This is a genomic window from Candidatus Pseudomonas adelgestsugas (assembly GCF_004124255.1).
GTDB classification, from domain to species: Bacteria; Pseudomonadota; Gammaproteobacteria; order Pseudomonadales; family Pseudomonadaceae; genus Aquipseudomonas; species Aquipseudomonas adelgestsugas.
Genome location: NZ_CP026512.1, coordinates 1,506,213 through 1,517,570, shown reverse-complemented (window position 1 = coordinate 1,517,570; position 11,358 = coordinate 1,506,213). Strand labels below are relative to the sequence as shown.

Annotated in this window: 3 protein-coding genes and 1 other RNA gene; all 4 read left to right on the top strand. The window is 38.7% G+C overall.

The genetic code is table 11. The features are described from left to right. Positions 1–1,143 precede the first annotated feature (1,143 nt). Positions 1,144–2,010, top strand: coding sequence for a cell division protein ZipA (gene zipA / locus C3B55_RS03790; protein ID WP_129211602.1), 867 nt, complete (start codon positions 1,144–1,146; stop codon positions 2,008–2,010). Between the two features lie 85 nt (positions 2,011–2,095). After that, positions 2,096–4,444, top strand: a complete 2,349-nt coding sequence (ligA, locus tag C3B55_RS03785; RefSeq protein ID WP_129211600.1) for an NAD-dependent DNA ligase LigA — start codon at positions 2,096–2,098, stop codon at positions 4,442–4,444. A 1,343-nt stretch (positions 4,445–5,787) separates the two neighbouring features. Further along, an RNA gene (gene ffs, locus C3B55_RS03780) (signal recognition particle sRNA small type) lies at positions 5,788–5,884 on the top strand. A 2,961-nt stretch (positions 5,885–8,845) separates the two neighbouring features. Continuing rightward, complete coding sequence (dnaX, locus tag C3B55_RS03775; RefSeq protein WP_129211598.1) at positions 8,846–10,885, top strand: DNA polymerase III subunit gamma/tau; 2,040 nt, start codon at positions 8,846–8,848, stop codon at positions 10,883–10,885. Positions 10,886–11,358: the final 473 nt, after the last annotated feature.

The following is an 11,358-nucleotide window of genomic DNA, read 5'->3' as shown; positions in this document are numbered from 1 at the left end:
TAATACGCATCAAGCTTTTGGCATATAAATGTGTAATTTTAACGTCTTACAGAAAAGCGTGAATCGTTAATTCTCAATCCAGAAAAGCAGGAAGAGTTATCGGAAGAAGCTAATCGTAAATTATGCCACGTATAAAAATAGCAGGCCTAGATTAGGTATTACCCATTCAGTTAATTTACAGCTAGCTTTAACAGTAGCATATGGCATTAAACCCATCCATATCCAATGGGAAAAACCTTCAAGAGAAACTTGAGTAAGTTTATAGATTTAATACAAGTTGTGCGGTGCGATATAATCTTGTAGTTACATATCAACATCATTAGCAGTTTAAGCGTAAACGTTACTTGAATAATTGAGATTCTGATTTTGTAATGTTGCTGAATACTGCAAAACATGTCTCATGATATCAATAAAGAAACTAGCAAGATGATCAAAAATATCTTTAATTAGATTGCTAATGGTTTAGAAACGTTATTCTGAACTTGTTAGTAAAAGCAGTGCTTACTTCGAACTGACTGACAAAGATTTACTTGATACAAAAAACAATCATAGCTCGTTTATTAGGTAAGAAGAATAGAGCCATCCATTTGCTTTGTTAACCAATAGCGAACAGGTAATAACCGTATTCATTCCTAATATTTATTATCTTTACGGTAAACTCAGCGATATCTTTATGCTTAACAAAGCTAGCGTGCTACTGGATAATGCTAATGCTAAATGCTACAACTGATTTTAAAAAAATATCTTAGACTATATAGTCTATATATAACTTATAATGATATTTTCATAAACATGATTGATCTGTTTATTAAACATTAATAATGTGTCAACTAGATCTTACGTGATTAGTGGCTGTTGATGTTGCGAAGATAATAGTGATATTAGAGTTTGTATCAGTAGAGAATTTTAGCCTACTGTAATCTAGTTTACTGCTTTGACGAAAGCAGTCAATAAACATATTTATTGCAGGTATTTTTAATAGATTGTTAAAGTTATCTTTAGTTATGTTAGTTTAATAGCAATTTATTATGCGTAGTACAATATACTGGCTACAACATATATTTGTTATTGTGTTTTAAAGTGGTTTGCACGATGCTAAACTCTTTTGCTTTGCAGTATTTTTTATCAGAGGGATAGGATTACATGAAAATCGGTCTGCGCGAGTGGCTGATCATCATTATTGCAATTATTATTGTCGCTATTATTTTTAATATCTGGCGCTGTATGTGCAGCGGTAAAGGTAAGCTTAAATTTCGCCTAAAGCGCAACTTATCTAACTTGTCTACCGACAGTAGTACCGAGTTGCTGTTGCCAGCTTGCGCTCTAGATACTCATATAAAACCACAATTAGACGAGCACGACTTACCGTCGCTAAGTGCGTCAGTACGTGAAGTATGCAAGCCTTCTTTCAAGCATAAAAATCGTTATGGTATACAGGTTACTAAATCACATAATGGTAATTTTAATCTCTACGTTAATGAATCTCTTAATTTGAACGGCCAGAATAGTACTTTCTATGATGAAAACGTTAGTAAGCAAGCGGCTATGCCGCGGCAATCAGTAAATACTCAGTCAATTACTGAAGAAGTTCTGGTGATTAGCGTAATAAGCCGTGATGCTGCTGGTTTTAAAGGTCCAGTACTATTACAAAACATCCTTGAGAGCGGGTTAAGGTTTGGAAAAATGAATATTTTTCACTGTCATGAAAATATTTCCGGTAATAGCAAAGTGCTATTTTCTATGGCGAATGCAGTTAAACCGGGCACGTTTGACTTGAACGATATAGACTTATTCAGCACACCGGCAGTGAGCTTTTTCCTGGGTCTGCCAAGCTCATGCCATCCTAAACAAGCATTTAACATGATGGTGGCTGCAGCGCGTAAGTTGTCGCAAGAACTCAATGGTGAGCTAAAGGATGACCAGCGTAGCGTCATGACCGTACAGACTATTGAGCATTACCGTCAACGCATTGTTGAGTTTGAGCGTCGCGCTCTAACACAAAAACGCTGATGGCTGGTTTTTAGTATTGTCGATAAAATAAGCGCACTGATATTTTGGCAGCTTTGCTGTTCTTTTGCTTTATATGAGCATACTTATGATTGCTACCCATGACCATATTCTTAAACTACGCGCTGAATTAGATCAGCATAACTACCATTACCATGTACTTGACGAACCAAGTATCTCAGACGCTGAATATGACTGTTTGTTTCGCAATCTTAAGGCACTGGAAGCTGCGCATCCTGAGCTAGTGACACGTAATTCGCCGACACAGCGGATTGGTGGTACAGCGCTGTTAGCGTTTACCAAGGTTAAACATGAAATTCCTATGCTTAGCTTGGGTAACGCGTTTGATGCAACTACTATGGTCGAGTTTGATCGCCTGGTTGTCGAAGCTCTCGATTTACCAATTGAAGATGATTGTACCACGGTAGAATACAGTTGCGAACCTAAGCTAGACGGTCTAGCTGTTAGTTTATTATATCGAAATGGCGAGTTAGTACGTGGCGCTACACGTGGCGACAGCACTATCGGTGAAGACGTCAGCATTAATGTGCGCACAGTACGCAATATTCCGCTTAAATTGCACGGTAGTGGTTGGCCAATAAACATGGAAGTGCGTGGCGAAGTGTTTATATCTAAAGCTGGCTTTAAACGGCTGAATGTGTCGCAGATGGAAGTTGGTGGTAAGATTTTTGCTAATGCGCGTAATGCTGCTGGTGGCAGCTTGCGACAGCTAGATTCGAAGATTACCGCTAGCCGCCCACTAGAGTTTTGCTGCTATAGTGTGACTACTGATATTTGCGCTACCCATACCGATAATTTGCAGCAGCTGCAGAATTGGGGTATGCCTATTAGTCATGAGCTAAAGCTGGCCAATGGTATCCAAAATTGTCTTGATTATTATCGTGATATCAAAGAACGGCGCAACAGTCTGCCGTATGAGATTGATGGCGCGGTATTTAAGGTCAATAGCATTGCATTGCAACGTAAACTGGGTTTTCGCACCCGTGAACCGCGTTGGGCTATTGCGTATAAGTTCCCGTCTATGGAGACGTTGACCGAGCTAGTTGACGTAGCATTTCAGGTTGGCCGTACTGGTATTATAACGCCGGTAGCACGCCTGAAACCAGTGAAGCTTACTGGTGTCCTAGTATCTAGTGCCACTTTACATAACATGGACGAAATAGCGCGTCTTGGTGTAATGATTGGTGATACTGTGATTATCCACCGTGCTGGTGACGTAATTCCGCAAGTCGTGTCAGTAGTTATTGAGCGTCGCCCAGAAAATGCTTATGCCGTACAAATGCCTGAAAGTTGTCCAGTGTGTGGTTCTCCAGTGGAGCGCACAAAGTTAGTCAAACGCAGAAAAGGTAAGGAAATCGTAAGCAATGGCGTATTATACCGCTGTGCTAGGCGCTTGACCTGTAGTGCGCAACTCAAGCAGTCGATTATTCATTTTGTCTCACGCCGCGCTATAAATATTAGCGGTCTAGGCGACAAAACTATTGAGCAACTAGTGGATAAAAAGCTTATTTGCTCTCCTGCAGATATCTATAAACTTAAGCCTGAACAGATTATCACTTTACAAGGCGTTGCTGATATTGCTAGCAGGAAATTGATTGTAGCTATTAAAAATAGCAAGATGCCGACCTTAGCACGGTTTATCTATGCCTTGGGCATTGCTAACGTTGGTGAGGAGATCGCTAAGGTGTTGGCGCAATCGCTGTTATCTCTAGAACGCGTACAAAAGGCCTTACCGGAAGTGCTGACGTATTTACCAGATGTAGGACTAGAAGTGGCGCATGAAATTCGTAGTTTTTTTGACGATAGCTATAATCAAGGTATTATTAGTATGCTGCTTTCGCCAGATGAATGCGGCCTGCAATTACAGAATCAGCTTGACCTAAGCGCTCCATTTACCATTAGCGCCACTTTGGGCAGCTTGCTTGATAAGTTACATATTCCGAGTATTGGGTCTGGCGTTGCGCAAAAACTTGCGAATAGGTTTAGCAGTCTAGAAGGCGTCGTCAATGCTGATTGGCTTGAGATGCGCCATATTCTACCAGCAAAACAGGCTAAGGCTGTTCGAAATTTTTTCAATAACTCTGACAATACGAATTATGCCATTGCTATCGAACAGCAGCTCAAAGATTTTGGTATGCATTGGCAAAGTAAGAAGAAGTTTGTTAAAAACTTGCCGGAAGTAGGGCATACTTGGGTGTTAACCGGCTCACTAAAGTTAATAAGCCGTACTTTAGTTAAAGACATGCTGGAAAGCTTGGGAGCCAAGGTAGTCAGTTCAGTTTCTGCAAGAACTTATTGCGTAGTTGCCGGATTAGGCGCCACATCGAACTTAGCTAAAGCTGCTCAGCTTGGCCTTCAGGTGTTAGATGAAGAGGAGTTTGTCTCCTTCCTGGCCAAGCACAATATTACTGTTTAATTAGGTCTTGAATCAGAAAACGTATTATAGTAAACCAGTTTAATGTCTGTATGAGATTGTGAAGCATTACTTACAAAAAGCGTAGCAATCTTTAGAGTCTAAATCAAGATTTCTATATTCGTTATTTCAAGCAGCTAAGTTTGCACATCGCGCGCTATTCATGACTATATTCTGCTATAATAGCAAAATATAGAAATATTAGTGCTAATAACTATCCGTTTGCACTAGGCAACGCCTAGACTTATCTAGCATAGTGCTTAGTTACCAACTGTAACAAAATCTATTAGTTTCTATAGCCTGACCACGTAATCAGCATGTGACTAAAAGACTTGGTAACCTAGACGGTAGGCGCTTTAAGTTGTTGTGCGGATTAACCAATTACAGCTTTGATCACTTTGTGGCTAGCTAATCCCCTCTATAGAACAGTAGAGCTGTGCTTAGTCTTGCAGCACCAACTGCACTATTCCAGCGATCTTGTCAATCTAGGATAACTCTTAAAACTGCTGTAAGATTGGAATCTGCTCAGCGCTGACCAGTAGATTCATTAATCTACTGTAATTTACAAGTAGTATCCAGCAGCATTTATGCAGCAGCCCACTTTTTTGATCTTCGACTTCATAAGAATCAACTACCTCTAGTAAATAACGCGCTAATCAGATTAGATGATAATAGTGCGATCGCCATGAGCATCAAGGATGCCACCGTTGTCAATGGCGACATAGTTTATATGCAAGTGCGCAAGCTATGTTACATATAGCTCAACTGCTACTGCCATTAGGCAAGTTAATTACTAATAGTTACTAGACCAACAGTCATCAGTTCAAGCATTATGTTACCTATTTATCAGTACACTCGCCATTGACGCCGTAATTTTTTCGAGTATTATCTTTTATCAAAATAGGTAGCGTCAGGATTGTTGATAAATGTGCGTTAGCGCTTATGTACACCATGTACTTGTTGCTGGATGTGACTAGAACCTAAGTATGCCATGTAATATGTGGTAGATGTTGCAGGTACTGTTCTGAGTTTTAATATAAACGTCCATGAGACTGGTTTAGATTGCCAGATGTTCCTATTGCTATATTTTGTTTATACTGAATACCGTAGTAGTGTAGTATTCAGTAATGCCTATATCCAGCTAGCCTTATGTTTATTACCGCTGGTATTTAGTGCTAAATTATGTATAATTAATTTGGTTATGCAAAAAAGTCAACATTGCTGACTGAATTGTAATTTTGTAGCAGTTTAGCTGCTAAAGCTATTTTATATTTGTAATCCTGAAATAATTATTATAATATTCGACATTATAGATATAATGACAAAATTCGTTATAACGGTGACCACATTGGTCACCCCGCAACAATCACCCGTAAACCTGGTCAGATCTGGAAAGAAGCAGCCATAGCGTGGTATATTGTGTGCGGGGCACGGCTAGTGTGGTCGCCACCATAATGCTTTTTGAAAGCAATTAAAAATTTAAAATTTTAGCCAATTTACTAGCAATCACTGTCTTCAAGAATATTCCTTAAGCTGCGTTTAGTAATAAAATAAATATTACCTAGGAAGCAACTTAACTACTATCACCATTTCATGGTTTATTATCCTAACGGTTTTGTCTCTAGTGCCTGTGAGGCAGTTAGTATATTGATAGCGAAATAAAAGATAATAATATAGTCAGTACTACTGTCTTGATGGTAGTTACAGAAACTGTGCTTATGGAAGTCTTACATTTTTTTGCGTAAAGATAAAGAACAAATAGTATTAAATACAAGACTACAATTCTGTTGTCTGTAGCTAGAATAGTAGAAGTTTTTAAGTTGTCCCTATGAAAGTAATTGAGCAGTGCATTTACCTAAGTCTAGCAGCTCAAGGTAGTTTTAAGTGAAATATAGAATAGTGAAGTCCACCGTTTCGGTCAACCTATTTAAGTTTTCGTTTTTTAAAATGTTTTATAAACTGCAATTTAGTATTGCAATGAGTATCTCTTATTGACCAATACTATAGACTTAATTTCAGTAATAAAGGTGAATGAGAATTTTGTAGTGATAACTACCAAAGACGAGATATAATTAGCCTGCATAAACTAGGGCACTATAAGATAATAAGCATAAATGTTTTTACGTCAAAACTAAGATAGTTCGAGATGCTTGCGTAGGTACAAAATAGTGCATAAGCAGCTGAATACGTTTGATTAAATAATGTATATAATAATTTTTATTTACAATATTGATTGTCATGACTGGCCCTGCAAAGTTTACTGATAATTATCAATTATTCAGTCAATGCTCAATACAAAATGTTTGCATGCTTGCTAATTTGTAATATATGCAGTATAGAGCTGATATAATCACTAGAGAAGCTGCTCTATCTGTAGCGAATCGCTTAAAATTCTACCAAGTTATATTTAAGAAAGCACAACAATCTGGGTGCGTTGGTATTTTGAAGAACTTTATTTAAGGTATCTACCACAGTTAAGTCAAGCAGCTCTGCCTAGTTATACCCAGCATTATAAAGGTTGTACGTTGGCTGGTTATACTTGAGCATTCAGTTAAACTTTGCTATACAGAAAAAATAGGCGATGATCATGTAATTAATATATGATATGTTTGTTTACAAAATATATCATAAGCACTTATCATCTGACTATATGGTGTCCGATTAGGCATCGTGTTGCCTATTTAAAGATAACCATGAACTTGCATAGACCACGCTGGCTGAGAAACAGTAATCGGTTCAGCAATATTTGATTGCTAATATAGCCAGTTTTGCTGGTACGCTTAGTCTTTGGCTAGAATAAGGTAAGGTTTATCAATGCCGAATATCGTTCGTTTATCGATTGTATTAGTTAAAATAAATGTGCACGGATCGTGAGTCTAAAGAAACTAATCAATTACAGGTGGCAGCATAGCAATTAGTTAAATACACTCAACGCTAGATGTTACTGGGTATTTATATGTCAAAAAAGTTTTTTTACAGAATGCAAGTTATTAAATTAATAAAAGCTATTTGGTAAATTTGCTTATAAGAAACCAAGTTGCATTGTTACATCAAAGCTACACCAATCTATAGACTGATACAGTTGATTATTATCTCTTAGCTAGCATAGCTCGCTCTGCTAGATTTGAATCTCTTTGGGTTAACTTGGTTTTCTAGTGTAATACTTATTTTAAGCTTACGCCTAATCTGAATACATTACGGTGTAATTGTGCTGTCCTGTGTCACCGTAATCGGCTTAGAGAGGCACTGCTAGTCAGTTGTTTAGGTTGAACTCACGCAGCCGATAGCCGGCCGAAGTCCTGATCGCAGAAGATGTAGGTGACATCTGCAATGATCGATAATTAGATAATTGCAGTTTATATAAATAAATAACTAAACAGCCAAACAATTTATTAAAAATTAATAGAGGTTCTTTGGCTATTCAACTAAATCTAGAAGTTATAGGAACCATATATGTGGTTTCCTTAAACGCCCGTCGGTTGATCAAGTCCACAATTTAAAACAATGGAGTTCTGAGAAGTAAGTAGAAGCTGTGCATGTTTCCAGGTGTACAAAGTGTAACAATGTTATCAATCTTGCCCCAGAGCGTTATCCGTAGGAACTCATATAAAATCTGCCACACTAGTATGTGTGCTGGTAATTACACGTAATATAATTGTTACAGGAAATCTGAGCAGGTTAACTTGATTGTACATTAATTTATTGATGATATTGCATTCAAAACTTTTACTGCTTAGGCTTTTCTGTAAAAGTCTTCGCTACGTTAATCGTTACGGATTAATTGATTATCGGTAAACATAAGTAGCAAGCTCTCTTATAGAGCAGTACTATAGCACTGTGTAGATCGACGCTGGCGTTGCGTATAGCACGCAATTGCTTGCGTGCGTTATAGTTGCTAACTCACTAATACTAGTTAATAACATTGAGTAACGTGATTAGTGTTACGGCATGCCTCAGATACAGCCATGTACAAGTTGTGATCTATTGTTAATCGCTATAATAGCGCATATTAATGTCGCCGTATTCTATAATTCCAGCAATAAAGTAGCCCAGGATTCATGCCTGAAATTCTACTTGGCATTTGCCTCAGTGGCTAGACTCAACATCAAAGTATATAGCATGCCCTTAAATGTGCAGACTATCCTTGACCTAGAAATTGCTATAGCCCAGCTATCAAAGATCAAAAATATCATCGTACAGGAGCTATGCGGATAGCAGTGGAGAAATAGAAAATCCCCATAACATACTATGACTAAGAGGATATACTCTATTAAAATAAGCTTTTCTGAGCTAGGCTCGACAATCTGATCTAGATTAAACGAGCATGCTGGATGCAATTTTTCTCTTTCTTAGCTAACATTGCTAACATTATTAGTTTCCGCTTCCTAGTTATGACGGTTTTCGATGAGTTATCAGGTTCTTGCACGTAAATGGCGTCCACTTTTGTTCCGCGAGATAGTTGGTCAGACCCATGTGCTTAAGGCTTTGATTAATGCTTTTAACAGTAAACGGTTGCACCATGCCTACCTGTTTACCGGTACTCGTGGGGTAGGCAAGACTACAATTGCACGTATTATTGCTAAATGTTTCAACTGTGAAACCGATATTACTTCCACGCCATGTGGTACCTGTTCAGTTTGTCGGGAAATTGATGAGGGGCGTTTTATTGATCTTATTGAGATCGATGCTGCAAGTCGCACCAAGATTGAAGACATTCGCGAGTTACTAGATAATGTGCAGTATGCGCCGAGCCGTGGGCGCTTTAAAGTCTATCTAATTGACGAAGTGCACATGCTCTCCGGTCACTCTTTTAATGCCTTATTAAAAACTCTTGAAGAACCGCCGCTTCACGTTAAATTTATTCTTGCGACAACTGACCAGCAAAAACTTCCTGCAACAATTTTATCGCGGTGCTTGCAATTTTCACTAAAAAATATTACCACAGAGCACATAGTTAAACATTTAAGTTATGTGCTAAATATTGAAAATGTGCCATTTGAAGATGATGCGCTGTGGTTGCTTAGCCGTGCGGCTGATGGTTCTATGCGTGATGCTATGAGTCTAACTGACCAGGCCATTGCTTTTGGTGAAGGCAAGATTATGGCTGCTGATGTATATTCTATGCTGGGTACCCTTGATCATACTCAGGTGTTTCGCATATTGCACGAGCTCATTAAATGCGACGCTAAAGCGTTGCTCGAAGCTGTGTGCCACCTGTCAGAGCATGGCCCTGATTGGAATAGCGTGCTCTCTGAAATCCTTAATGTGTTGCACTATGTCGCCATTGCCCAAATTTTACCTGATGGTATCGATAACAGCTATAGCGTCAGCAACCGTAAACGTATATTAGCTCTGGCCCATACATTGTCAGCTGAAGATATCCAATTCTACTATCAGATTGGTCTGATAGGTCGCCGGGATTTGCCATTAGCGCCAGACCCGCGTGGTGGCTTTGAAATGGTTTTGCTGCGAATGTTAGCCTGTCGGTCAGATAACTCGGCAGATATATTGCAGCAAACGCCAAAGCCAGTAAGGACTGACCAGGCCATCTCTAGTTTAGCCAAGCCGGCTACAGGTACAGTGTTAATCAATCCATTAGTTTCTACTGCACTGAAGTCTGAGTCTGAGTCTGAGCCTGTAATTGCTGGATTACTAGCTGAATGTAGTCTTTCGATTAACCATGAGTCTAAATTTGTTCCAGTGGTAAACTTACTATGTAATAGTTTGGTAGAAGTTGAGGTTAAATCTAAACTGCAGCATACAGTAGATCATGTGCTAGAAGTCGCCAGTAAGCAGTCATGGTTGACGCCAATATATTCGCTGACTCAGGTGCAAGACTATCCAAAGTTAGTGGAGCAGGTTTATGCGCTAGTTCCAAAATCAACTGCTTTGCAGGTAGTTAAGAGTGTACCTAGGATTGATCTAGGTAACCAGTTACCGCTAGATGAAGCCCGTATCGAGCTAAACATAGATTCGGCTTACAGCTACCTAGATGATCTGACTAGCAATAACATTACAGAGTTAGCCTATGAACATAAAGTAGTTGACGCTGCCAGTCTTGCGTTGCAATGGTTGGACTTGTTTCCAAAATTACCAATCTCCGGCATAACTAGCAATATCGCCGCTAACTGTCAATTAATTGCAATTGATGGTGATCGCTGGTTGTTTCACTTGGACTACACCCATAGCGCTATATTGAATGCAACACAACAACACTACCTCAATACAGCGCTGAATTGGTACTACGGGCGTACTCTAACCATTGTCATTAAACTGATTAAGCCTAAGCAAGTAATTCCTGCCCAAACCGTGATCAGCCAAAGTCTCAATCGTCAGCGTAAGGCTGAAGACGTGATACATAGTGATCCGCTTATTCAGCAGTTGATACAACAGTTTGGTGCGGTACTATGTCATATTGAACTTATAGAATCTCCAGTGCCATAAGCATTACAAACTACGTCACTCATTAATTTATCCACGTACTTAAAAAATTTTTATAATAAAAAGCTGATACAGTCAGTCGCCCTACGACTAGTAAATGAGCGCGCCAGCAGTGCATGCGTGTGCAGCTATCTAATGTTTCAGCTGGTAACAAGATTTTTACTCTAGCTGTTACTGAACAAAATTACAGTTCCACTGTAACCAATTTACAACACTAGCATCATTCGTTATGACAAATAACTCCGCATAAATGTTAGCAATATATTTATTACTAGCGGTAACTGCACACGTTTTTATGTGGTTGCCGTGCTAAATAGTAGTTTAGGCTTTATTGATATCAGCAAAAAAATGCACTGGTTTGCATTGTTAATTGGAATCTAAAAGAAAGTCTATTGGTAATTACTGGATACAGTTTTTTATTTTTTATAATGATTTCTTAGCGTAGGTAGATGACTTTATCTGTGTGAAAATATTTA

Bases quoted from the DNA above. Each gene is read 5' to 3' on its own strand.
- zipA (WP_129211602.1), top strand. From the start codon at position 1,144: ATGAAAATCGGTCTGCGCGAGTGGCTGATCATCATTATTGCAATTATT.
- ligA (WP_129211600.1), top strand. From the start codon at position 2,096: ATGATTGCTACCCATGACCATATTCTTAAACTACGCGCTGAATTAGAT.
- dnaX (WP_129211598.1), top strand. From the start codon at position 8,846: ATGAGTTATCAGGTTCTTGCACGTAAATGGCGTCCACTTTTGTTCCGC.